Annotated in this window: 13 protein-coding genes and 2 pseudogenes; 3 read left to right on the top strand and 12 right to left on the bottom strand. The window is 34.6% G+C overall.

What is annotated here, in order from left to right:
• Nucleotides 1-2: 2 nt before the first annotated feature.
• From ADIWIN_RS05635 to ADIWIN_RS05580, 12 genes and pseudogenes are all read right to left on the bottom strand, one after another.
• Entirely contained in the window at nt 3-284 is a 282-nt protein-coding gene (locus ADIWIN_RS05635) for a DUF427 domain-containing protein (protein ID WP_020895920.1), read from the bottom strand.
• 62 nt (nt 285-346) lie between these two features.
• Nucleotides 347-1072, bottom strand: coding sequence for a flavodoxin family protein (locus ADIWIN_RS05630; RefSeq protein ID WP_020895919.1), 726 nt, complete (start codon nt 1070-1072; stop codon nt 347-349).
• A 23-nt stretch (nt 1073-1095) separates the two neighbouring features.
• Nucleotides 1096-2657: pseudogene (locus ADIWIN_RS05625) on the bottom strand (protein adenylyltransferase SelO).
• Between the two features lie 253 nt (nt 2658-2910).
• A complete protein-coding gene (locus ADIWIN_RS05620) occupies nt 2911-5031 on the bottom strand; it encodes a glycoside hydrolase family 97 protein (RefSeq protein WP_020895916.1) in 2121 nt (706 codons plus the stop codon).
• Nucleotides 5032-5079: 48 nt separating this feature from the next.
• Nucleotides 5080-6756: an alpha-amylase family glycosyl hydrolase gene (locus ADIWIN_RS05615; RefSeq protein WP_040756638.1), complete on the bottom strand. Its 1677-nt coding sequence runs from the start codon at nt 6754-6756 to the stop codon at nt 5080-5082.
• Between the two features lie 128 nt (nt 6757-6884).
• On the bottom strand, nt 6885-8765 hold the full coding sequence (locus ADIWIN_RS05610) for an alpha-amylase family protein (RefSeq protein ID WP_020895914.1): 1881 nt from the start codon (nt 8763-8765) through the stop codon (nt 6885-6887).
• Between the two features lie 4 nt (nt 8766-8769).
• Nucleotides 8770-11151, bottom strand: a complete 2382-nt coding sequence (locus tag ADIWIN_RS05605; RefSeq protein WP_020895913.1) for a TIM-barrel domain-containing protein — start codon at nt 11149-11151, stop codon at nt 8770-8772.
• Nucleotides 11152-11231: 80 nt separating this feature from the next.
• A pseudogene (locus ADIWIN_RS05600) lies at nt 11232-12994 on the bottom strand (glycoside hydrolase family 13 protein).
• A 354-nt stretch (nt 12995-13348) separates the two neighbouring features.
• Nucleotides 13349-15655, bottom strand: a complete 2307-nt coding sequence (locus ADIWIN_RS05595; protein ID WP_020895911.1) for a glycoside hydrolase family 65 protein — start codon at nt 15653-15655, stop codon at nt 13349-13351.
• A gap of 45 nt (nt 15656-15700) precedes the next feature.
• Nucleotides 15701-16357 (bottom strand): beta-phosphoglucomutase, encoded by a 657-nt coding sequence (gene pgmB / locus ADIWIN_RS05590; protein WP_020895910.1) that lies wholly within the window; start codon nt 16355-16357, stop codon nt 15701-15703.
• 4 nt (nt 16358-16361) lie between these two features.
• Nucleotides 16362-17720 carry an MFS transporter gene (locus tag ADIWIN_RS05585; RefSeq protein ID WP_040756625.1) on the bottom strand — a complete coding sequence of 453 codons (1359 nt, stop codon included), beginning with the start codon at nt 17718-17720 and terminating at the stop codon, nt 16362-16364.
• Between the two features lie 132 nt (nt 17721-17852).
• Complete coding sequence (locus ADIWIN_RS05580) at nt 17853-18899, bottom strand: LacI family DNA-binding transcriptional regulator (protein WP_020895908.1); 1047 nt, start codon at nt 18897-18899, stop codon at nt 17853-17855.
• Nucleotides 18900-19259: 360 nt separating this feature from the next.
• Between ADIWIN_RS05580 and ADIWIN_RS05575 the strand changes: the two genes are divergently transcribed.
• The 3 genes from ADIWIN_RS05575 to ADIWIN_RS05565 are packed head-to-tail and all read left to right on the top strand — an operon-like array spanning nt 19260 to nt 25286.
• A complete protein-coding gene (locus ADIWIN_RS05575) occupies nt 19260-22190 on the top strand; it encodes a SusC/RagA family TonB-linked outer membrane protein (protein ID WP_020895907.1) in 2931 nt (976 codons plus the stop codon).
• A 14-nt stretch (nt 22191-22204) separates the two neighbouring features.
• Entirely contained in the window at nt 22205-24130 is a 1926-nt protein-coding gene (locus tag ADIWIN_RS19970) for a RagB/SusD family nutrient uptake outer membrane protein (protein ID WP_020895906.1), read from the top strand.
• 16 nt (nt 24131-24146) lie between these two features.
• A complete protein-coding gene (locus ADIWIN_RS05565) occupies nt 24147-25286 on the top strand; it encodes a SusE domain-containing protein (protein ID WP_020895905.1) in 1140 nt (379 codons plus the stop codon).
• Nucleotides 25287-25346 lie beyond the last annotated feature (60 nt).

The raw sequence follows: 25346 nt of genomic DNA, 5'->3' as shown, positions 1-25346 counted from the left end.
TTTTAGTCTTCAATTGTTACACCTCTCCAAAAAGCCACATAGTTTTTAATCCCTTTTGCTAATTCTGATACTTCTGGGTAAAACCAAGCAGCATCTTTATTTTCTTTGCCATCAACTTCTATAGTATAGTAAGAGGCTGTGCCTTTCCAAGGGCATACAGAGTGTAATTCACTTGCTTTAAAAAATTCTTTATTTATACTCTCATGAGGAAAATAATGATTTCTTTCTATTACTATGGTGTCATTACTTTCTGCTATGACTTTATTATTCCAAATTGCTTTCATCTTTATTGTTTTTTATATCAAACAGAAACTTTAATCTTACTCTATTTGTGGATGTTTAATTTCTATCTGTATTCCGGATTTTCGAAAGACCAATGTGTGCCACTGTCCCAAGCTTCTCTAGAATTACCGTAATTACTATAGCCTTTATTTTCTTTCAACAGTTTTGCTAAATGTAAAAGATTGTAAGTCATAAATGTGGTGTTTCTATTGGTAAATTCAGAATTAAAACCTACGGGTGGATTAATAGTTTTATCCTTCCATTTGGTATCTCCATAACTTGGTCCTGGTCCTACCTCACCAATCCATCCACAATCGGCTTGCGGTGGAATAGAATACCCAACATGTTGCATAGCATATAATATACCCATGGCACAGTGTTTTACTCCATCTTCATTACCTGTGACCATACATCCTCCTACTTTACCATAAAACACATATTGTCCTTTTTCATTGGTTTCTCCACTCATGGCGTACAAACGTTCAATTAATTTTTGGGCTTCAGAAGATTTTTCACCTAACCAAATTGGTGTTCCTACGATTAAAACATCGGCTTCACTCACTTTTTTATAAATACTTGGCCAATCATCTTTTTCCCAACCATGTTCCGTCATATCTGGATACACACCAACGGCTACATCTAAATCTATAAGTCGAACCGTTTCAAAAGAAACATTCTCCTTTTTTAGAATATTCTGTGACACCTCCATGAGTGTTTCTGTATGACTTACAGCAGGTGATTTCTTTAGTGTGCAATTGATGTATAATACTTTTAGTTTTGAAAAATCCATTGTTCTGTTTTTTTAAATTAAAATTAAGAGCTGCAACTCAGCATTGAGCAACCGACTTTATGTCTTGCCCACTCTGGGCGTTTGGCAAACCACTTCTCGTGCTCTGGCTGCTCGTTGTAAGGTTTTTTTAATACTTGAAATAATTCATCTACCAAACCATAGTCACCCCCATCTGCTTTATCAATAGCTAATTGCGCCATATAATTTCTAAGCACATATTTAGGGTTCACAGCATTCATATTTTTTTGACGCTCTGAATCTATAATTGTCTCCTTATGCAATCTTTGGTCGTAAGCTTTGAACCAAACTTTCCATTGCATTAAATTATCTTCGGTTAATTCTTCAGGTTTATAGAATGCGTTTTCTATGATTTCTATACCATTGTCCAGATTATCTTTTTTGTAGTTCGCTAATAATCGAAATGCTATCGTCATATCGGTTTCAAACAACAATAAACAATCTTCAAAATCTTGTATCAATTTTGCATCGTCTTCAAGTTCTACTTGCAACCCTAATTTAGAGCGCATCATTTGAAGGGATTGCTTTTCAAAATCAACTTGATACTGATTCAAAATAGCTTCTATAGGTTCGGCTTCTTCGATTAAAGGATACAATGCATTGGCTAATTGTAGTAAATTCCAAAGTCCAATATTGGGTTGATTACCAAAACGGTACCGTTTGTTCTGTTTATCTGTAGTGTTTGGTGTCCAGCCAAAATCAAAATCTTCGAGCCAACCATAAGGCCCGTAATCTATGGTTAAACCTAGAATGGACATATTATCGGTATTCATAACTCCATGTACAAAACCAACGCGTTGCCAATGGATAATCATATCCAAAGTGCGTTGTGTCACGGCTTCAAAAAGTTTGATATAGGTTTCTTTTGAAGGTTTACCCAATTCAGGATAAAAATTCTTCAGGGTGTAATCGGTAAGTTTTTAAGGTTTTTGATATCGTTACGAGCTGCAAATAATTCAAAATTACCAAAGCGAATAAAAGTAGGTGCGACTCTAGCGACTATGGCTCCTTTTTCATAATCGGCATTACCGTTGTAAAGCATATCGCGTAGAACGTCATCGCCAGACACCATTAAACTCAGTGCTCTTGTTGTTGGCACACCTAAATGATGCATGGCTTCGCTACATAAGTATTCGCGAATCGAAGATCTTAAAACAGCTAATCCATCGCCTTGCCTTGAGTATGGTGTTTCGCCAGAACCTTTAAGTTGAATTGCCCAACGTTTATGGTTTTCTTCAACTTCGAATAAATTAATAGCTCTACCATCTCCTAGTTGCCCTGCCCAATTCCCAAACTGATGACCTGCATAAGCCATGGCATACGGTTTTGTTTTTGGGTAAATTTTTGAACCCGAAAAAATATCTAAAAAATCGTTTGATTTGATAGCGTCTTCTTCTAAACCAATGGCATTTGCCATGGCTGTTGAAGCATGAATTAATTTTGGTTGCGATGGAATTCTAGGACTAACATAAGAATGCGTCGCCTCAGAAACTTGACGCCTGCTGTTATCCGTAATAGGATCTGATGGTAATTCTTTATTAAACGTATCTTTTATATGTAACTGCATCTATCTTACTTGGCATTTGAGTAATATGATATGTAAATTCACTATTGCAATAAACCAATTAATATTACAATTGTTTATAAAAATACGATTTCATATTAACTCATATGACAAATCAGCCGATTGAGGCTTATAAATTTTAGTTAAAATTCTAAAATCACTTTAAAATTATTAAACAAAAAAAAACAATAATGATAGAATTAGTTACTATCTCAAAATTTAGACTATTGAATAAAATTAAAACTTTATTTTATGGTTACTTCTTAATGAGACTAATAGCAAAACCACCACCTTCAGCTAACTTTACATTTATTTTAGACCCTTTGCTCACCTCTATTTTCTCAATGGTTATAGCTAAAGGATTGTTGTCCCAATGTGCATTTTCACCATCTTTATAAATGATAACTTCATAAGTTTGGTCCGCATCTAAAAAGTCGAAAACGACATCTATATCTCTAGCCTTTTCGTCTGTGATGCCTCCAACAAACCAATTGCCTGTTTCTCTTTCCTTTCTAGCAATCGTGACGTAATCACCAACAACACCATTTAAAACTTTAGTCGTTTCCCAATCCACTCCAACATCTTTTATAAACTGAAAAGGTTCTGGGTTAGCCTCGTAATGTTCTACCAAATCGGCAGCCATTTGCACCGGACTGTATATAACCACATACAATGCTAATTGTTGCGCAATAGTTGTATTCACTTGATTGTCTTTTTTAAACTCGTCGAACTTAATATTGAAAATACCAGGTGTAAAATCAATTGGCCCAGACAACATTCTTGTAAAAGCTACAATTGGTAAATGCTCTGGTGGATTGCCACCATCTGTTGCCCAAGCATTAAATTCTTGCCCTCTTAAACCTTCACGTGAAATTGTATTGGGATACGTTCGTCTTAAACCTGTGGCTTTAATCGGCTCGTGGGCATTGATGGCAACTTCATATTTCGCAGCTTTTATAACCGTATTGTTATAATGATTCACCATATATTGCCCATGGTGATACTCTCCTTTTGGAAGAATCTTTCCAACATAGCCAGTTTTAACCGTGTGCATGCCATATTTCTGCATCAAAGCAAAAGCAGTGTCCTGCTGTTTTGTATAGGTTTCTGTTGCTGCAGAGGTTTCGTGATGCATTATAATGTCCACTCCTTTCTCTTTTCCATAACGCACGACTTCATCAATATCGTAATCTGGATACGTGGTTACAAAATCGAAAACTCCTTCTCTATCTTCAAAACCAATCCAATGTTCCCAACCGGTATTCCAGCCTTCAACTAAAACGCCTCCTATGTTATTTTTAGCTGAAAAATCAATAAATCGTTTTACATTTTCGGTATTCGCTCCATGGGTTCCATTAGATTTATCACCATCTGTCCATGTACTCATATCTTGAGTCATCCCGTAATCCCAAGATGATTTTCCTAAATGCATTTCCCACCAAACCCCTGTATATTTCATTGGTTTAAACCAAGACACATCTCCAAGTTTATTCGGCTCGTTTAAATTAACAATAAGATTAGATTCAATTAAATCGGGAGCGTTATCTGTGATATGAATTGTTCTCCAAGGAGTGTTAAAAGGCATCGTTCGCTTTACTTTATAATCTGTATTTTCTGAACCTACTAAATTACTCTTCAAGTTAAGATTTTCTGTATCCACTTTTAGAGTCATACCCGAATAATCGACTAATGCCGCCTCATGAAAACTTAAATGTGTGCCATCAGCTCCCACCATAGTAACTGGTGTATTTACCGCATTTTCTGGAATATAAGTTTGCGCTAAATTTTTGTGATTAGCGAATTGTAAAGCATTAATTTCTGACAATGCTGTCGTGTTATATAAGTGCTCATAAATATCCCAATCACCAGGAATCCAAAATGTATTGTAATCTTCTGTAAGGTTGAATTCTGTGTGTTCTTCCGTGATAAAAATATCCCCTTTTAATCGTGCTTGTTTTGGGAACTCATATCTAAATCCAATACCGTCATCATAGACTTTAAATACGATATTAAAAAAGCGCTCTGGACTTGTTTTTTCCTGAAGCTCAACCTTTAATTCGTTATAATGGTTAACCACATCTAACTGTTCTCCCCAAGGCATTTGCCATGTTTCGTTAAACGTTGAACTGCTTGTATTTTTAATTATGAAATTCTTATGAAAAGCAGGAGCATCTTTAAATTCAAAACCTAAATAAGAGGTATCAACGACGGTTTTATTGTTGAATTTAACGACGTAATATGGACGACCTTCTGTATTAACATCGAAATCAACTACTAGGTTTTTATTTGGTGATGCTACTTCAGTCTTTTGAGTATCTTCTGACTGACATGAGCAAAAAACTAATGCAATTAAGAGTGTAATTAAAGGTGTTTTCATATTACGTTTTATTTAAATATTTATGATAGTATGCAAGATATTTATAATCTATTCTCGCTCTAACAATACCGTGTTAAACTTAGTGTTTATAGTGACTTTTCCATTTTCTACAGTTGCTGTTTCTCCAGAGTAGGCATCACGTAGCATGACGCGTTCTTGAAATACCTTAGAGACATCAATTATTTTTTCTCCGCTATTTAAATCTAAACCAACAACAACTTTATCTTTAAAATCATCGTTTTGGTAACTTCTAGAAAAATAATAAGGAGCCTCTGAAATCATTTGGTGAGTTCCTGCTCCAATCGCTGGGTGTTTTGCTCTAAATTGCCCTAACTTTTGCCAATGTGTTAACACCTCTTTTGTACGCTTATTATTTGCAATAGAATCCCAATTCATCATAGAACGTAAGGTTGCATCACCTTCTGTACCTGGAATTATGAGTGAACGCGATGATTCATCTCCATAATAAACTTGTGATGTTCCTGGTGATAACAATAGCTTATTTGCGGTTTCAAATGGTTTTTTTCTCTGAGCGTCAAAAGGTTGACCATCATCATGCGAACTTAAATAATTTACGGTTCCGAATCCTTTTAATTCATTATGTAAAATAGCATTATAATGTGTGAATAAATCTTCATAACCTTTGTCTTTTGAATTGTATTTGAACTCAAAATTTATCAAACTCTGAAAACTTGGTGGATTAAAATAATTCACTTTTCTGTCCCCAAAATTAAATTCCTGGCCTGTACTTGCACCGTAATTATAGACTTCACCAAGCAAGTAAAAATTATTATCATCTAAAACCTTGTCAGGATTATTCTTTTTGAATTCGGCAAAAGCAAAATCACATTCCACCTTAAATTCCTGCCAAACATATTCTTCTACATGTTTTACAGTATCTACTCTGTAACCATCGACTCCAAATTCTGTGATGTAATCCGTTAACCATTTCATAATGTAAAAACGTGGGGCTCTTGGATGACCTGTTCTTTCAAAAAATGCATCGAGTTCTTTTACTTCTTGTTCGTAGCGACCCTCTGCTTTCCACTTTTCTACTAATTGTGGTGGTAATTCTACATTGTCATTACTTTCTGTTCTTATATCTGGCAGATTAGCAACTAAGGTGCAGCTAACGGTATTTTCATAATTATCGTAAGAACATTGCTTATCTGTTCTTACCCAATCTTCTGGCCAAACTGGATCTTTTTCTGTTACTGGTCCTGTATGATTAATCACAGCATCTAATACAATTCTAATCCCTTTTGCATGTGCTTCTTTTACCAACGCGTGCAAATCCTCTTTGGTTCCAAAATTTGGATCCATACTTGTCCAATCTTTGGTCCAATAGCCATGAAAACCATAAGTGACTCCTGTGCCTTCATCTGTTCCTCCGTGTATTTGTTCAACAATCGGTGTCATCCAAATAGCATTGATTCCTAAATCGGTAAAATAGCCATCTTTTATTTTTTGAGTGATGCCCTTAATGTCGCCTCCTTTAAACCCTCTCAATTTTGCGGTTTCTTTGGTTCTATCGAAATTAATGTCGTTTGACTGATCTCCATTATTGAAACGGTCTGTTAATAAGAAGTAAAGGTTTGCTCCTTCCCAAACAAATGGTGTTTTCTCGACTTCTGGTGTTTCCACTGTAGTTATTTGGTTTTCGGTGTTCTCATTTTTGCAACTCAAAGTGATAAGAATTAGGGTAAATAAAAATAGCTTTTTCATCTTTTGTGCCCATGAAAATGGGTAACTTTTTATTAGACTTTTTTTTAAACCTACAAGGTTTTTGAAACCTTGCAAGTTGGATAATTTAAAACCCGTCAGGTCTAGACTTAGGTTTCTTTGGCGTGACTTTAATTAATCTTTAATATGAAAGATTCTAATAGCTTGATATCAATTCTCACTTTAGCTTTACCATTTTCAACCTTTAAGGTTGAAGTATATTGATTATACAATTGGTCTTTTACGTCATAGTCTCCATCTTCTAGTTGTAACTTTTGAACCAAATCTGCTGGTAATTGCAATTCGAATCCATAAGTACTTTCCGGATTAAAGTTTGAAATGATAATTAATTTTTCATCAGCACTCCAACGCACAAACGACAAGACTTTATCATTATACCATTCTGTGTTTTGATGATTGTAATGTTGAATATCTTGATAGTTGCCCATTAAAGCCGAACTATTTATAGTGAAATTCAACAGTCGCTTATAAAAATCTCGAAGTTCTAATTCTTCTTTTGTGGATTGCCCACCATCAAACTTTTTATCGTTGACCCAACGCACATAACTAGGCACGGAGCCATAATCGAAAATTGATGTTCTCGTTGGATCTCCAAAACCTAGATCTTCTGCTCCTGCATCACCAAATTCTTGTCCGAAATAAATCATTGTTGGTGCTGTAGAAGATGTTGCAGAAATAACCATTGCTGGTTTTCCTTTTTGTGCGCTTCCTGCAAAATCTGGACTCGCAATACGTTGCTCATCATGGTTTTCTAAGAAGTGAAGCATGTGGTGCTCAATATCTGATAAATCTTGTAAAATTGGAGGTATATTATCTGTACTACCACGACCTTGCATGACGTTTTTTATAGTATCGTATAATTGCACCTTGTCATAGAGGTAATCCATTTTTCCTCTTTTGATGTAATCTCTATATAAACTCGGATTATAAACTTCGGCTAATAAAAAGGCATTTGGATTTTCCATTTTTACATGTGAATTCATATAACTCCAAAACTCCACAGGTACCATTTCTGCCATATCGTAACGGAAACCATCGACACCTTTTGCGGTCCAATACAAAGCAATATCTTTGAATTTCACCCAAGAACTTGGTACGGTTTTATCCTTCCAAAAGTCGAAATGCTTTTTGTAATCTTCATTGTCGAAACCGTCTGGTAATTCGTTAAAATCTTTTCTCCCATCAGGACTTACTCCGTAATTCACTTTTACAGTTTCGTACCAATCGTTAACATCTGGTTGTGATGCTCGCGAACCGTTTCCTGTCCATTTTGCAGGAATTTCCTCAAACTTACTATCTGCTAAAGGATGTTGTTCTCCACCTAAAGGTTGGTAGCCATTTTTCCACTCTGGCACTTTAAATCCTTCACCTGGATTGTAGTAAAAATTATTATTAACGTCGTAAGTCTTAGTTTTATCATCGTCTGCACCAAAATCGGTTGTCCCTTCAGGATTGGTTAAACTTTGATAATTGCGAGCGACGTGATTTGGAACGATATCGATTATAACTTTTAAGCCTGCGTCATGAGAACGCTCAATTAAGGCTTCGAATTCTTCTAATCGGTTGTCTACATTGACTGCTAAATCTGGATTCACATTATAATAATCCTTCACGGCATAAGGAGAACCTGCACGCCCTTTTACGATATCTGGATCGTCGTTTGAAATTCCGAATTCCGTATAATCTGTAATCACATCGTGATGCGGCACACCAGTATACCAAATATGTGTGACACCCAAATCTTTGATTTCTTTTAAGGCTTTATCCGTGAAATCATTGAATTTACCAACACCATTTTCTTCTAAAGTTCCCCAAGGTTTATTGGTCGTATTTGTGTTTCCGAATAGACGTGTAAAAACTTGATAAACGACTTCTTTTTTCTTCATTTCTGGTTTAATTTCTTCTGATTTAGGCAACTCTTTCACTTCGTTTTCACAACCTACAAGCACCGTAAAAACGAAAACAATTAAAATAAGATTTTTTATATGCATTGCATTATTTTTTTAATTTGATTTTTATCGTTTTCAATTTATTTATGGCAAACCATTTTATTGGTATTGTCAACATATTATTTTCTGAATTCCAATTAACGGATTCTTTATTATTGTTAACTGTAATACTTCTTGGCTTTTTAGCAACATTGTGAATCACTAGTTTAATAGATTTTAGATAATCAAAATCTACTTTTGACATCATCTCAAACTCAAAATTTAGAACGTTACGTTTTCCTTTTGCTCTATAATTGATAATCTCATATATTTCATTTAATTTATTGTTTCCTCGATCATTATAAAACTCACGATCGCTTTTAGTAATGGAAGCATCATGATAATAGTGTAATTCATAATTTACTGAATCATATTCATCTGTGCTTTGAACCACTTTGGTAAGCGGCACAAAACTTCCTGCTCTCACATAGGTTGGAATAGAATTTTCTTTGAGTTGAACCGTTTTTGTTTGTCCACCTTCAACCTTTTCATTAGTATAAAAATCGAACCACACATTATTCTTTGGAAAGTAAACCTCCTGTTCGGTAAGTCCTGCTTCCAAAACTGGCGATACCAAAATATCATTTCCCCATAAATAAGTTTTTGAGTAATTGAATAATTCAGGATTATCAGATTCTTCAAAAAACAATGGTCGCATTAAAGGTTTCCCGAATTGGTTATTTTCATAAACCAAATTGTAATTGTAAGGCAATAATTTATAACGTAATTCAATGGCTTGCTTTGCTAAAGCTTTTGCTTTCGTGCTTCTAAAAATAGGTTCGCTAGGTACATCTTCTTGTGCATGTGGTCTAAAAATTGGGTTAAACACTCCGTATTGCAACCAACGTGCATACAACTCATCATCTAAATTATCACCTGCAAATCCACCCAAATCAGAATGCATATATGCCAAACCTTGCATTCCCATTTGTAGGGCAATTTCGGGTTGACTTTGTAATCCGCCCCAAGTTCTGTTCACATCTCCAGACCATGGAATCATGCCGTAACGTTGCGACCCAGAATAACCTGCTCGCATTAGAATAAATGGTCTTGTATTTGGAAAATCGCGTTTATAACCTTCATGGATTAATCGCGCCCAATCGTGTCCATAGATATTATGAACTTCGTCTGCGCTACCTGTGTGATGCTGCACCCAATTAGGATGTACTTCGGGTTCTCCTAAATCTCCCCAGATACCTGCAACGCCTTTATCGGCTAAGCCTTTATAAATATTCCAAAACCATTTTTCGGCTTCGGGTTTGTAAATATCTATGAGTCCTGTGTTTCCAAAATAGAAATCATATTTCGCAGGATTTCCTATAGAGTCTTTAGCCAACACATCTTTTTCAACAGCTTCATCCCATTTTTTAGACGTGGTTAAAACAAACGGTTCAGTAATCGTAATGGTTTTAACTCCTTTATTATTCAGACGTTTTACCATGCCTTCAAAATCAGGAAAGGAATCTCTAAACACTTCCAAATTTCCCATAGTGCCTTTTAGATCTTTTCCGAACCAATATAAATCGAGAATAATAGCATCTACAGGTATTTCTTCTTCTTTGAATTTATCAATCGTCATTTCTACTTCTTCCTGAGAATGATATCCAAAACGGCTTGAGAAATTTCCCAACGCCCAACGTGGTAACATGGGTTGCTTTCCGGTTAAGTCGGTATAATTATTAGTGATATCATACCAAGAATCTCCTACGATAACTTGATAGGTTTTTCTACCAGAAATAGTTTCATACTTTAACGTATTATCTCCTTTACTATCCAAATCTAAAAAACCGATGGGTGCGTTATCAAAATGAATCATGTATTTGTTGGACGACAACACAATTGGCATCGTAAAATTCATTAATTCACTATGTGTTTCATAACCGTAATGTGCTCTGTTATATAATTGCAAACGGTGTCCACGACGATTCATTCCTAAAGCCCTTGCGCCTCCACCATATAAGACTTCGTCTTTAGTAAGATTGAATTCTATGGTTTCTAAACTATCGTTTTTTACGTAACCTGCTTTTTCGGAAGTGATGAGTTTGTCTTTGTAATAGTATGATATTTGGAATGGTTTTTTTGAAATACTAACGTTTATTCCATCGGTTAAAATAGTTATTGAATTATTGTCTTCCCTAATAATTGAATTGTTAATATTTGATTTTAAAATTACAGCATGAGAATTATAACTTTCATTTTCACCATTTGGTATAAAAGTAGTTTCTATAGCTTGAGATGAGTAGCGAGAAATAATATATTTCCCATCACTTACATTGACTTCAAAATGAGTGTTCTTATCCTCAATATTTTTAAAAATACGATTAGAGTTTTGCGCAGTGATTGAAATCGCAAATATTAAACTTATGATTAAGAAACTATATTTTTTCATATTTAGCTTTTATACCTACAAGGTTTTTGAAACCTTGCAGGATATGTATTGATTGGATTTTTTAGACCTGTTAATTCTTTTTAAAATTTAGTAGTCAATATTAAACTGCCTTTAGAAGGTAAAGACAGGCTATTATTCCAAATTAGTGTTTCATCGGAAATAATATTTTTTAACGTTTTCCTTTCAGCTCTAATTCTTCAAATCGTTCTAAATCTAACTCTAGAGGGTCCTCATTTTTATTGATTATATGAACCATGGTTTCATTTTCTATCATTCGTGCTAAAACATATACTCCATCTTGTGGCGCAAAATGTACCGTTTTACCATTGTGAATAGCGTCGCTTGTTTTTCTGTAATTCAATATTTTTTTAAGAAAAGACTGCATCTCTTTTTGAGCATCTGAAAGGCCTTCTCCTGTAAATGCATTAACGGTATCACCTTCCCAGCCACCAGGAAAATCAGTTCTTATTAAACCATGGTCTCCTGGGTTATCAAAATCGTCCATTAAGATTTCTGTGCCATAATAAATTTGAGGAATTCTTGGCATCATTAATAAGTAACTTAAAGCCATTTTGGTTTTAATCAGATCTCCATCAAACTCTGTATAAACACGACTTTTATCGTGATTATCTAAAAATGCCATAATATCTTTTGGAGCGGTATAAGCAAAATCATTAGCTAAGCCTTCGTATATTTTTACGAGACCTTTGTCCCATGATTCCGCTTCATTTAAGGCATCAACTATATTTTTCTGCATCGCAAAATCCATAGTTGATTTTAAGTTAGAATCATATTGGTCCTTATTTTTCTGACCATCTTGCCAATACCCAATTAAAAGCGGATTGTAACTCCATTCTTCTCCAACAATTGAAAAATTAGGATATTCGCTCATAATAGCTCCTGCCCAATTCCTCATAAATTCTTTTTCGGAATACGGATAGGTATCTTGACGAATGCCGCCTAAACCTAAAGTTTCTACCCACCAAATACTATTTTGGATAATATAATTGGCCATAAATGGATTACGTTGATTTAAATCTGGCATATCAGACACAAACCAACCATCTGCCATTTCCTGATGATCTTTTTTAGACGCATACGGATCTTGGTTGGTAGTCCGTCTGTGGTTGGATGTTTTAGTCACTTTCCAATCCCAATTATCAATGTTTTCTTCGTATAATTCTTGGTAATTTATCCAATCTTTAAACGGTAAATCTGTCATCCACCAATGTTGTAATCCACAATGATTCGCCACCTGATCCATGATGAGTTTCATATCTCGCGATCTTAAATCATCGGCTAATTTTCGATATTCTTCTAAGGTTCCAAAACGAGGATCTACTTCGTAAAAATCCGTCATCGCATACCCATGATACGAGCCACTTGGCATATCGTTAGTTAAAACCGGACACGGCCAAACCGCTGTAAATCCTAAATCGTCTATATAGTCTAAATGTTCAGTAATCCCTTGAATGTCGCCTCCATGCCTAGCGTAATCATCCGCTCTATCAATTCCTTGTTGAAGTAATCCTTTTACCTCATCATTTTTAGGATTAGCGTTAGCAAATCGGTCTGGTGTAATTAAATAAATAGCATCAGAACTATCGAATCCGATATAATCTTTAGCTGGTTTTTCTCGTGATTTTAATTCATAGGTTTGAACTAGTTCTGAATCATCTTCCAGTTTAAATCTAATATTGAATTGTCCTGCTTCTGCAGTTTTAGAAATTTCTAAATCTAAAAAGAGATAATTAGGACTATCCGCTTTATGAACTTTAGTTATAGAAACACCTTGATAAGAAATTTTAGGTGTTGCGTTTCCAATATTTGGATGCTTAACCAACAATTGGACACTTTGATTTTTAAAACCTATCCACCAGTTTGGAGGTTCGACACGTTGAATGTCGTTTCTAATTTCTGTGACAGTTTCGGAAACAACTTTCTCTTCTGAAGTCGTTTTTTTGCATGAAAACACAGTTGTAACGAGCAAAACTATTAGGATTTGATTTAGTGCTTTCATTTTATTTATACTAGTATTACTTTACATCAAAGGTTTTTGAAACGTTGGTATTTAAGAGTATTTTCGTTTTTATTATGTCTTACACCCCTAAAGTCCCCTCAAGGGGACAATCCATTGATTCAACTGAGTGGAATGTCCCCTTGAGGGGACTTTAAGGGTGTTTTTATTAAAATTAAATCAAACCGTTACTAAATTATTAGCACTAATAGTAACTCCCTTTCCATTAACCAAAATATCTAAATCAGTATCTCCTTCCAATTGAAATTGCGTTTCATTTTGGTTAACACTGACCTTGATAATTTGATTTCTAAAATTCACTTTAAAAGAATAAGCATCCCATTGGTTTGGAATTTTAGGCTCAAAAGACAAGGTGTCATTTTTAATTCTCATGCCACCAAAACCTTCAACAATACTCATCCAAGTACCAGCCATTGAGGTAATATGTAACCCTTCGTGTACTTCGTGATTATAATCATCTAAATCTAAACGCGATGTTCTTAAGTAGAATGTATAGGCCTGATCCATGCGATCTAACTTAGCCGCTTGAATACTATGTACACAAGGAGATAATGAACTTTCGTGAACTGTAAAAGGCTCATAAAATTCGAAGTGGCGTTCTAATTCTTCAGTTGAAAAATCGTCTTCAAAGAAATAGAATCCTTGAAGAATATCGGCTTGCTTAATATATGGTGAACGTAAGATTCTATCCCAAGACCATTTTTGATTAATTGGTCGTTGTGCTTGGTCTAAATCTTCAACTGTAATTAATTCTTTGTCTAAAAAGCCATCCTGTTGTAAAAACACATTATGTTCTTCTGAATATGGGAAATACATATTGTCAGCTACTTTTTTCCAAAGCGCTAATTCTTCATGTGAAATATTTGTTTTCCCTGAAATTCTTTCAAAATCAACACTATGACCTTCCTTTACTTTTTCAATCGTTTCTAAAGTATAATCAATACACCATTTGGCAATATAGTTAGTGTACCAATTATTGTTGACGTTGTTTTCGTATTCGTTTGGTCCAGTAACACCAAGAATCATGTATTTGTTCTTATGAGTAGAAAAGTTGGCTCTTTGGTGCCAAAAACGCGAAATTCCGATAAGAACCTCAAGTCCCATTTCTGGAATGTAACTAAAATCGCCTGTATACCTGTAATAGTTAAAAATAGCAAAAGCAATGGCTCCGTTTCTATGAATTTCTTCAAACGTAATTTCCCATTCGTTATGGCATTCTTCACCATTCATCGTTACCATAGGATAGAGCGCAGCTCCGTTTGAAAACCCTAATTTCTCAGCATTTTCAATGGCTTTTTCAAGATGGTTATAACGGTATTTTAAAAGATTTCTAGCAACTTCTTGGTCTTTTGTTGCCATGTAAAATGGAATACAATAGGCTTCAGTATCCCAATACGTACTCCCTCCGTATTTTTCGCCCGTAAATCCTTTTGGACCAATATTTAAAGTGGCATCTGTACCTGAATAGGTTTGATTCAAATGAAAAATATTAAAACGAATACCTTGTTGTGCTTTAACATCACCATCTATTGTGATATCTGCCGTATCCCAAATTTTAGACCAAGCTTCTTTCTGAGTGTCTAACAATTTAGAAAAGCCAGCTTCTGTAGCTTTACCTAATGTGGCTTTTGCCGCTGCAACTAATTCATTTTTATCGTGGTTGCGATCAACCGTATAACCACCAAATTTATGAATGGTATACGTTTCATTCTGCTTAACATCATAGGTATAACTGAATGACGCCAGATTAGCTTCTGAAGCAAAATCTGGTTTACTTATTACTGATTTGCCATCAATAAAAACTTGAGATTCCATAAACGTACAGGTGTAGAAATCTGTTTTCATGGTTTTAGCCTGAATAAAGGCTTGATTATTCTCGTGATTAACGTTTAAAGTGTCCCAAAACTTATCATCCCAATTGGTGTCTTCATTGGTAATACCTGAATCTAAATACGGTTGAAATGTAATTTCAGCATCTGAATTCAATGGTTTTATATTGAAATTAATAGCACCTACTTCGTCTAAATCTAAACTTAGAAATCGTGTGGTTTTCACTTCAACTTCAATATCATTTTGAAGCGTTGCTACGAAACTACGAGATAACCAACCTTCCTTCATGTTTAATTCTCTACGAAAGTCTTTCACGTTTTTACAGGCGAATAAATCGAGTTGCTCGTCATTAACACTTACATTAATCCCGATCCAACTTGGAGCATTTAATACTTTAGCAAAGTATTCTGGATACCCATTTTTCCACCAACCTACTCTGGTTTTATCTGGATAGTAAACGCCAGCAATATAGCTACCTTGAAAAGTTGGGCCTGAATATTTTTCTTCAAAATTGGCACGTTGTCCCATCGCACCATTACCGATACTGAACAAACTTTCTGATGCCTTTACCTGATTTGGGTCGAATCCTTCTTCTAAAATTGACCAGTTGTTTGGGATGATGTAATCTAGGTTCATTATAATATTATTTAAAAATCTCTCAATGAGACGTTTTACTTTGGATTAATTTTCGATTAGAGATTTTAAAAAATCATCTGAGATTTCAGTAAAATCATTGAATACGTATGTGGCATGCCCTAAGACATCTTTACTTCCGATTCCTATTGAAATCATATTTGCGGCATTAGCTGCAGTAATACCTGCGACTGAATCTTCAAAAACGATACAATCTTCTGGCTTTATGTTAATTTCCTTCGCTGCTATTAAAAACACCTCTGGATCTGGTTTTGCTTTTGTTACATCATTTCCATCTACAATAGCATCGAAACTAGATTTTAGGTGAACACGTTCTAAAATTATTCTAGCATTTTTACTTGCAGAGCCTAATGAAATAGGTTGATTTTTTTCTTTTAATGTATTAAGCACTCTAGGAACATCAGGTAGTATTTCATTCTCATCCATTCCTGCGATGTAACTTAAATACTCTTCGTTCTTTTTACTCATGAGTTCATTAAATAAATCTTGCGAAATGGTTTTATTCCCCCAGGCCAAGATTTTTTCTAAAGAACGCACGCGGCTTACACCTTTTAGTTGTTCGTTTTCTTCTTCTGTAAAATTTATATCTAAACTTTTAGCCAGTTGTTGCCATGCTAAAAAGTGATATTTTGCGGTATCTACAATGACACCATCTAAATCGAATATGAATCCTTTTTTGTTCATCTATTTATTTTTGAATAACGTCATCAACGTCTTTAACTTTTGATACTAATGCTGCTGCGATTAAAAAACTGACACCACTCATCATTAAAGCAAATATGGCTTGATTACCATAAGCATATTTAACAAGAGGTCCGCCAATTAAGGCATTAATTATTTGGGGAATTACAATGAAAAAATTAAAAATCCCCATATAAACTCCCATCTTTTTTGGAGAAATTGAACCCGCTAAAATGGCGTAAGGCATTGCCAAAATACTTGCCCAAGCGATTCCGATACCAATCATAGAAACGATAAGCCAATTTTTATCTGGCATGATATAAATTGAAAGTAATCCTAATCCACCAATGACCAATGATATCGCATGTGTACGCTTTCTTCCAATTTTCTTTGCGATGTAAGGAAGCGCAAAAGCGTAAAAGGCAGAAACAAGATTATAGACTCCAAAGAGAATACCAATCCAATCGCCAGCATCTTGATAGGTAGAACTGCTACTATCAGTATAAGGCAAACCATAAATATGTTGTGCAATTGCTGGTGTTGCGAATACCCACATCCCAAAAAGACCGAACCAAGAAAAGAACTGCACCCAACTTAACTGACGCATTGTTGTTGGCATTTTTCTGAAATCATCGAAAATATCGAAAAGACTCGATTTTTCTTCATCACCTACGTGTTCATTATTAGAACCTTCGTGTTGATCTTCAAAGCTATTTAATTCTTCTGGAGAATATTCTTTTGTGGTTACAACGGTTACTAAAATTGATATAATTAAAATAACGGCTCCAATAATAAATGATAAAATTAAATTTGTTGGAACAATACCTGCAATCGTCTCATTTGAAACACCAAACCAATTGGTTAATGTATAAGGTAACCAAGACCCAATAACGGCTCCGAAACCTATTAAAGCGGTTTGAATACTAAAACCTGCCGTACGCTGATCGGTTCTTAAATTATCACCAACTAAAGCCCGAAAAGGCTCCATCGCAATATTAAAAGAGGCATCCATAATCATTAGCATTCCTGCACCAACCCATAATGCTGGTAAAAACGCAATGAACATGTCTGCTTGTGGCATTAGCACAAGACCAATTGACGATAAAATAGCACCTACTAAAAAATAAGGTTTTCGTCGTCCTAATTTACCCCAAGTTTTATCGCTGTAATATCCAACAATTGGTTGAACGATTAGCCCCATTAAAGGTGCAATGATCCAAAACCATGATAGTTCGTGAACATCTGCTCCAAAAATTTGAAGAATTCTACTTGCGTTGGCATTTTGAAGGGCAAAACCCATCTGTATCCCCAGAAATCCGAAACTCATGTTCCAAATTTGCCAGAAACTTAATCTACGCTTTTCCATTAAAATAGTATAATTAGAGTTAATACTATTCTGACAAGCTTAGCTTATCAAAACTTATGTTGAGAAGTGAAAATATAAGTTTTGAATATGCGGCAAAGATATAAAAGATTTTAAAACGGCAATGATAAATTTTTATTTGGTAGATTCTCGCTCAACTAAATCGGTTGTAATTACCACGGTTTGAAACACCTCATCCGCACTATTAAATTCGCTCTCTAATTTATCAATTAATAGTTCTGCTGCTTTTTCGCCCATCTGCTGCGCATGTTGACTCACCGTAGTAAGACTCGGCGTTGCGTGCTTTGATAACACACCATCTGTAAAGCCAATAACCTGAACATCATTAGGCACATCGAGTCCTAATTTTCGAGCGACTTTCATGGCCAATAACGCATAAATTTCATTCACCGCAAAAACACCATCTAATTTGGGATTGGACTGAAATAATTGTTCTATTTCCTTTTCAAGTGCTTCTAAATGAGCTTCATAATCTAAAGACTCATCAATTTTTAGAATTAATTCTGCCTTTGGTGGCATTTGGTGTTCTTCTAAAGCTTCAAGATAGCCTTGAGTCCTCAGTTTACCTACACTTACATAATCTTTTGTAGTAATTAAAGCTATTGATTTACAGCCGTTTTCTATCAGCTTTTTAACTGCTTTCTTTGCTCCATTAAAATCATCAACTATAACTTTATCACATTTTACCTCTGACACCACACGATCAAACATTACAATAGGCATGCCTTGGGTCATCGTTTCATTAAAGTGGTGATAATCTTGCAGTTTTAAGGTTTCTTTAGACATTGATAAAATAAAACCATCAATACTACCATTGGCTAGCATTTCCATATTAATTACCTCTTTAGAAAAGGACTCATTAGATAAACCAATAATAACATTGTAACCTCTTTTGTTCGCTACAAGCTCCACTCCACTAATAACCTTAGAAAAGAAATGGTGAACAATCTCAGGTATTATAATCCCTATTGTATTTGTCCTTCTGTTCTTCAGACTTAATGCAATATTATTTGGTCTATAATTATAGAGTTTAGCAAATGCTTGAACTTTCTGCTTGGTATCGTCGCTAATTTCTGCACTATTACGCAACGCCTTAGACACCGTAGAGATAGAAACATCGAGTTCCCTAGCAATTTGTTTTAATGTTATTTTTCTTTTCATGTGTATATATTAATTCTTTATTCTTATCACATCTTATTTCGACAAAAACAATTCTTTTAAATAACAAAACGCTTAATACGTTTGATTCTCAAATAAGACTAAGAATAAACGAATATAAGTCAAATATTAAATTAAAGAATTTTTGACTTCGCAATTTTTCGATATCTTTAGTAAAAGATGCTCAGTTTTTCGCTAATCTACTATTAATATTAATATTTTAAGAAAAGTTCTTAACACGAAAACGTTTTCGTGACTTTCGTCATCTTTTTTAAGCATCAATTCACATTAAATTTACATAGATTTAACCCGAGAAGTGAAAATATAAACCAATTAAATAAGCAATTAACTTAAATACATTTTATGAAAACAGTTTTAAATGCTTTACTATTCTGTCTCATTATGCTGCCAGCAATATTGATGGCACAATCTACCGTAACTGGTACTGTTACAGATAAAGCAAACGCCATGCCTCTACCAGGCGTAAATGTTATTATTAAGGGTACTGCCAGAGGAACCTCTACGGATTTCGATGGTAAATATTCTTTAGAAGTAAACCAAGGTGAAATTATTGTAATCTCTTATCTTGGTTACACAACACAAGAGATTGAGTTTACAGGCCAAGCTAGTATTGATATCGTTATAGAGGAGGATGCTTCTCAATTAGATGAAGTTATACTTGTTGGTTACGGCTCTGTAAAAAAGGATGATTTAACTGGAGCTGCAGACTTAATAAAGTCTGATGATTTCAATCAAGGTCCTCTTGTTTCTGCACAACAATTAATATCTGGTAAAATAGCTGGTGTGTCAGTTACTTCTGGAAGTGGATCTCCAGGTGATGGACAGAACATTATCATTAGAGGTAATGGGTCTTTATCATTATCTAGTAATCCATTAATCGTATTAGACGGTGTACCATTAGATGGAGGCGGTGTAGGAGGTTCTAGAAACCCCCTTAACCTCATTAATCCTAACGATATTGAAAGTATGACCGTATTGAAAGATGCGTCTGCTACTTCAATTTACGGATCTAGAGGAGCTAATGGTGTAATTATGATTACGACTAAAAAAGGTAAAGACACCGATTTTAGATTTAGCGCAACAACGTCTACAACTGTTCATACATCTATAGACAGAGTTGATGTATTAAGTGCGGATCAATTTAGAGACATCGTAAATAGCCATCCTAATGCGAATGCTGCTACTATTGCACTTTTAGGTAATTCTAATACGAACTGGCAAGATGAAATATATCAAACGGCGTTTGGGCAAGACCATTCTTTTAGTGCGCTAGGTAGTGCATTTGGAGTACCAATGAGAGTTTCACTTGGTCACTCAGACCATGATGGTAATTTAATTGGAGATAATTTCCAAAGAACTACAGCGTCTTTAAACTTATCACCAAAATTCTTTGATGATCATTTAAAATTTGATATTTCTGCTAGAGGAAATTATACGGAAAATACATTTGCAGATAGAGGAGCAATTGGCAATGCCAATAGTTTTGATCCTACACAATCTGTTTATGACCCAAACTCACAGTTTGGAGGTTATTTTTCTTGGATTGATGCTTCAACTGGTCAACAACCTAACTTAGCAGGAACCAATCCTGTTGCCTTATTAAATTTAAGAGATGATAGTTCGGAGGTTAGACGTTATATCTTAAATGCGAAAGCAGATTACAAGTTACATTTCTTTCCAGATATTACTGCTACTATAAGTACTGGTATTGATAAATCTAATAGTAATGGTAGAACTTTAGTTTCTGATTTAATACCAACTTCAGATTTAACATGGAATGGATCGAGAAATACTTATTCTAATATTTCTACAAATCAGTTATTTGATGCTTATTTCACCTATACAAAATCAATAAAAGACGTGCATAATATTAATGCCGTTGCGGGATATTCGTATCAATCATTTGAATATGATAATTTTAGTTACGACAGTGAGGCCGAGGAAGACGGAAATGATTTTGAATTTATAGACAAATCTAAAAATGTACTCTTATCTTATTTTGGTCGTTTAAATTACGATTATGATGGGAAGTATTTAGTAACAGCAACTTTAAGAGCTGATGCTTCTTCTAAATTAAATCCAGATGATCGTTGGGGTTATTTCCCTTCTGTAGCATTAGCTTGGAATTTACACAATGAAGACTTTTTAAATGCTAGTAATAATGTAAATGAACTTAAGTTACGTGTTGGTTATGGTGAAGTTGGTAACGTCAATGGTTTAGGTGATTATTTATTTTTAACACGCTATACTGGTAGTCAGTCTACTGCGAATTATCAATTTGGAAATTCATTCTATCAAACTTACAGACCAGATCCTTTAAATGAAGATTTAAAATGGGAAATTGGTAACACCTTTAATATTGGTATCGACTACAGTTTGTTTAATAGAAGAATTTCTGGTTCGGTTAACTTATATCAAAAACAAACTAAAGACTTAATCGCTTCAGCATCTGTAGATCCTTTTACAAATTTTGGATCTCAAATAGAAAAGAACATTGGAGACATGCAAAACCGAGGTGTAGAATTTACATTAAATCTAATACCTATAAGAACAGACGATTTTGAGTGGTCTATAAATTATAATATTTCACTTAATGAAAATGAAATCACTGATTTACCATTCGTACAAGAAACAGGAGGAATTAGTGCAGGAACAGGAAACAATGTACAATTACACACTGAAGGTGAAGCACCTTATAGCTTTTACGTCTTTCAACAAGTATATGATACTAGCGGAAAACCAATAGAAGGCGCGTTTGTTGATAGAAATGGAGACAACGTTATAAATGATGCTGACAAATACATCTATAAAGATCCTTATGCTGATATCTTAATGGGATTAAACACCAACTTAAGCTATAAAAAATGGGATTTGGCTGTTGTCACTAGAGCCAATATAGGAAACTATGCGTACAATGATGTATCCGCGGGAAACTCTTATTTAGATGGTGTAATACCAACAACTAATAACTTTTTATCAAATTTACATTCAAGCTATTTAGATAATGGATTTGTAAATCAATCTAATGAAAACACGTTTTTAAGTAGTCATTATATTGAAGACGCTTCATTCTTTAAAATTGATAATATTACCTTAGGTTATACCTTAGATAATGCTATTAAAGATGTATCCTTAAGATTGTATGGTTCTGTGCAGAATGTTGCAACCATAACAGACTATAAAGGCTTAGATCCAGAAATCACTGGTGGTATTGATAGTAATTTCTATCCAAGACCTAGATCATTTGTTTTTGGAGTAAATGTAGATTTTTAAAAAATAATTGAATTATGAAAAATAGAATGAAACAAATTATTTTTATTGTTACTATCTCACTTTTTATGACGGCATGTCATGATGATTTAAATCAAGATCCAATTGATCCAGATAGTTTCACAGAACAAGATGTTTTTGTAGACATCACCGAGGCTAAAGGTGCTTTAGCTAAACTTTATGCTAGTTTAGCATTAACAGGACAACAAGGCCCTGCAGGTCAACCAGATATTTCTGGAATTGATGAAGGAGCCTCACAGTATACACGTATGCTATTTAACCTAAATGAATTAACTACAGACCACGCTGTTGTAGGTTGGGGAGATCCAGGTTTACCAGATTTACATGGTTTATATTGGTCTGCTGGAAACGATTTTACTGGTGCAATGTATTTACGTTTAGCACAAGAAGTTTCTTTTACTAATGCTTTTATACAAAATGCATCAGCGTTATCTGACGATGAAGCTCAAAGCTATATTGCTGAAGCACGTTTTTTAAGAGCTTTTGCTTATTATAACTTAATTGACTTTTATGCTAATGTACCTTTAGTAACACAAATTACTACAGACTTACCTTCTCAGAGTTCAAGAACAGATCTATTTAATTATGTAGAGTCTGAATTATTAGAAATTCAAGATTTACTATCAGAATCAAATGAATATGGTCGTGTAGATAAGGTGGCAGCATGGGCATTATTGTCTAAGTTATATTTGAATGCAGAGGTTTGGACAGGAACCGCTCGTTATACTGACTGCGTTATTTACTCTGAGAATGTAATGAACTCATCATATGTTATTAATACAACAGATGCAAATGGTAATGGTTCAGCCTATGACGAATTATTTTTAGCAGATAACAACTCTAACGGAGCTCAAAACGAATTTATTTTTGCCTTAAATTTTGACGGCATTCAGTCTCAAACTTATGGAGGATCAACATTTATAGTTCATGCAGCAACAGGAGGTAGTATGGATCCATTAAGTTTAGGTGTTAATGGTGGCTGGGGAGGCTACAGAACAACTAAAGCGCTTGTAGAAAAATTTGATTACAACTTAGTCGTTCAAGAACTCTCAGATATTAATAATGCATTAGGAGCTATAACTGATTGGGGAATCGTTGGTGATGGGACTCCAAATGGTTGGGATGGTCCAGACACTGAAATGTTTGAAATAGCTACAAATAAATTTGCTTTATATACTGAGTTAACAGATGGGTTTTTAAAATTCAGATTTAATGAAGATTGGGGAAATAATTATGGAGATACTGGAGCTGATGGAATTTTAGAAGCTGCAGGAGATAATATTCCAGTAACTGCAGGTGAATATTACATTACTTTTGACCTAGACAACTTAACCTATACTATTGAAACCGTAGACTTTAATACACTACTAGAATCATATATAGAAGGTGATCACAGAGCGATGTTCTATACCGATGGTCAAAGCTTAGAAATAGAGAGCATTCCTCCTTTTGATCAAGGTTATGCGGTAACTAAGTTTAAAAACATTGACTCAAACGGTAATCAAGGAAATGATAGTAGTGGAGAATTTGTAGATACAGATATCCCTATTATTCGTTTGGCTGAAATCTATTTAAATTATGCAGAAGCTAACCTAAGAGGTGGTGGAGGTGATAATAACAGAGCAGTTTCAGCAATAAATGAGCTAAGAGCAAGAGCTTATGGTGATGCATCTGGAAACATTTCATCTTCAGATTTAGACTTAGGTTTTGTTTTAGATGAGCGTTCTCGTGAATTATATTGGGAAGGTCAAAGACGTACTGATTTAATTCGTTTTAATTCATTTACAACAAATGCTTACTTATGGCCTTTTAAAGGAAACCAAGCCAATGGAGCTTCAGTTAGTTCATTTAGAAATATATTTCCAATTCCATCAAACACCATATCAACTAACCCTAATTTAATTCAAAATGACGGATATTAATAAAACATTCAAAACAATGAAAACTATAAAATTTATAGCGCTATTACTTATCACTGCAATTAGCTTTAATGCATGTGATACTGACGACAGTTTAACATATATTGCGCAACCTAATGGTGAATTAGTTTTTACAAATTCATTTCAATCAGAATATCTTTTAATACCTTCTATTTCAGCAAATCTAGGAGAACGTTTTACATGGGGTGATGCTGATTTTGATATAGAAACAAACATTAATTACGAATTACAAAAATCGATAATTGGTGATTTTAGCGATATGGAGATCGTAGGAACGACTAACGAAAATTCCTATGCCGTTACTATTGGTAATTTATTAGATTACGCAGAAGAAGCTGGTTTAGATGCTGACCCAAATACAGAAGATATGCCAGATGCTGGTAGTGTATATTTTAGAGTAAGAGCTACTGTAGGAACGGATGCTACCTTAGAAATTATTTCTGAAACTGAAGCGTTAAACTTAAGACTTCTTGGAGGTGATATTGACGTTGAAGAAACTTTCAAAAATTTATTTTTGATTGGTGACGCTACTGCAGCAGGATGGGATAATTTAAATAACAACACCCCTTTAGTTAGACACCCTGATAATGAAAACATCTATAGTTACACAGGTTACTTTTCACCAGATGCGACTAACCCTGAAGGCTTTAAATTAATTGAAGTATTAGGACAATGGCAGCCACAATGGGGAGCTAGTGCAAACGCTGGAGAAGCAGCTGTAAATGATGGTAGTACAGACGACCCATCAGCATTTGTAATCACTACAGATGGTTATTATGCATTTAATTTAAACATTGATGAAATGACCTACACGTTAGAAACTTATGATGCTTCAGCAGCTGCGATATATGCTACTATTGGTATCATTGGAGATTCAACTGCAGGAGGTTGGGATGCAGACACTGATATGACGCAAACAACGTTCGATCCACATATTTGGAATATGAATGGTGTAGAATTAGGTGATGGTTTTCTAAAATTCAGAGCAGATGATGCATGGGATATTAGTTGGGGTAGTGCAAATGCTATAAGTGGTTTTGGAGACCTAGGAGGAGCAGATATACCTGTTACGGCTGGAACTTATAACATTTGGTTTAATGACCTAGATGGTAGCTATATTTTAATAGCTGTAGAATAATATAACATATTTAAAAAAAAGGCTATGAATTATCATAGCCTTTTTTTAGCTTTTAAAAAT

It is taken from the genome of Winogradskyella psychrotolerans RS-3 (assembly GCF_000427335.1).
GTDB classification, from domain to species: Bacteria; Bacteroidota; Bacteroidia; order Flavobacteriales; family Flavobacteriaceae; genus Winogradskyella; species Winogradskyella psychrotolerans.
The sequence above is the reverse complement of the archived record's forward strand: the minus strand, read 5'-3'. Positions and strand labels throughout refer to the sequence as shown.

Excerpts from the sequence above, each read along its gene's own strand:
- ADIWIN_RS05635 (WP_020895920.1), bottom strand. The coding sequence starts at position 284 with ATGAAAGCAATTTGGAATAATAAAGTCATAGCAGAAAGTAATGACACC.
- ADIWIN_RS05630 (WP_020895919.1), bottom strand. The coding sequence starts at position 1,072 with ATGGATTTTTCAAAACTAAAAGTATTATACATCAATTGCACACTAAAG.
- ADIWIN_RS05620 (WP_020895916.1), bottom strand. The coding sequence starts at position 5,031 with ATGAAAACACCTTTAATTACACTCTTAATTGCATTAGTTTTTTGCTCA.
- ADIWIN_RS05615 (WP_040756638.1), bottom strand. The coding sequence starts at position 6,756 with ATGAAAAAGCTATTTTTATTTACCCTAATTCTTATCACTTTGAGTTGC.
- ADIWIN_RS05610 (WP_020895914.1), bottom strand. The coding sequence starts at position 8,765 with ATGCATATAAAAAATCTTATTTTAATTGTTTTCGTTTTTACGGTGCTT.
- ADIWIN_RS05605 (WP_020895913.1), bottom strand. The coding sequence starts at position 11,151 with ATGAAAAAATATAGTTTCTTAATCATAAGTTTAATATTTGCGATTTCA.
- ADIWIN_RS05595 (WP_020895911.1), bottom strand. The coding sequence starts at position 15,655 with ATGAACCTAGATTACATCATCCCAAACAACTGGTCAATTTTAGAAGAA.
- pgmB (WP_020895910.1), bottom strand. The coding sequence starts at position 16,357 with ATGAACAAAAAAGGATTCATATTCGATTTAGATGGTGTCATTGTAGAT.
- ADIWIN_RS05585 (WP_040756625.1), bottom strand. The coding sequence starts at position 17,720 with ATGGAAAAGCGTAGATTAAGTTTCTGGCAAATTTGGAACATGAGTTTC.
- ADIWIN_RS05580 (WP_020895908.1), bottom strand. The coding sequence starts at position 18,899 with ATGAAAAGAAAAATAACATTAAAACAAATTGCTAGGGAACTCGATGTT.
- ADIWIN_RS05575 (WP_020895907.1), top strand. The coding sequence starts at position 19,260 with ATGAAAACAGTTTTAAATGCTTTACTATTCTGTCTCATTATGCTGCCA.
- ADIWIN_RS19970 (WP_020895906.1), top strand. The coding sequence starts at position 22,205 with ATGAAAAATAGAATGAAACAAATTATTTTTATTGTTACTATCTCACTT.
- ADIWIN_RS05565 (WP_020895905.1), top strand. The coding sequence starts at position 24,147 with ATGAAAACTATAAAATTTATAGCGCTATTACTTATCACTGCAATTAGC.